Below are 548 nucleotides of genomic sequence, written 5' to 3'. Positions count from 1 at the left end.
GGTGCCGAGGACCGGAATCGAACCGGTACGGTAGTCACCTACCGCAGGATTTTAAGTCCTGTGCGTCTGCCAGTTCCGCCACCCCGGCAATACATAAACAAGCTCTGGAGCGGAAGACGGGATTCGAACCCGCGACCCCCACCTTGGCAAGGTGGTGTTCTACCACTGAACTACTTCCGCAACAATGTATTGCATTTCTATTATTTAAAATGGTGCGGATGAAGGGAGTCGAACCCCCACGCCGTAAGGCGCTAGATCCTAAGTCTAGTGCGTCTGCCAATTCCGCCACATCCGCGCACCAATGGTGAGCCATGAAGGACTCGAACCTTCGACCCTCTGATTAAAAGTCAGATGCTCTACCGACTGAGCTAATGGCTCTAATATAAGTGGTGCCGGCTATAGGATTTGAACCCACGACCTACTGATTACAAGTCAGTTGCTCTACCAACTGAGCTAAGCCGGCAATATAAATGGTGGAGGATGACGGGATCGAACCGCCGACCCCCTGCTTGTAAGGCAGGTGCTCTCCCAGCTGAGCTAATCCTCCG

6 tRNA genes are annotated in these 548 nt (G+C 53.1%); all 6 read right to left on the bottom strand.

The annotated features are described in order from the left end of the window. Positions 1–2: 2 nt before the first annotated feature. The 6 genes from G4D63_RS21715 to G4D63_RS21690 all read right to left on the bottom strand — a co-directional run bounded on the left by G4D63_RS21715 (position 3) and on the right by G4D63_RS21690 (position 547). Positions 3–88, bottom strand: a tRNA-Leu gene (locus G4D63_RS21715). A gap of 17 nt (positions 89–105) precedes the next feature. Next, positions 106–180 (bottom strand) — tRNA-Gly (locus G4D63_RS21710). 30 nt (positions 181–210) lie between these two features. Then, a tRNA-Leu gene (locus tag G4D63_RS21705) sits at positions 211–295 on the bottom strand. 7 nt (positions 296–302) lie between these two features. Next, positions 303–378 (bottom strand) — tRNA-Lys (locus tag G4D63_RS21700). Between the two features lie 9 nt (positions 379–387). Further along, positions 388–463, bottom strand: a tRNA-Thr gene (locus G4D63_RS21695). Positions 464–471: 8 nt separating this feature from the next. After that, a tRNA-Val gene (locus G4D63_RS21690) sits at positions 472–547 on the bottom strand. Between the last annotated feature and the right edge of the window lies 1 nt (position 548).

Origin of the sequence: Bacillus mesophilus (assembly GCF_011008845.1) — a bacterium.
In the GTDB taxonomy this organism is placed as follows: Bacteria; Bacillota; Bacilli; order Bacillales; family SA4; genus Bacillus_BS; species Bacillus_BS mesophilus.
This window is presented reverse-complemented; position numbering and strand designations above follow the sequence as displayed.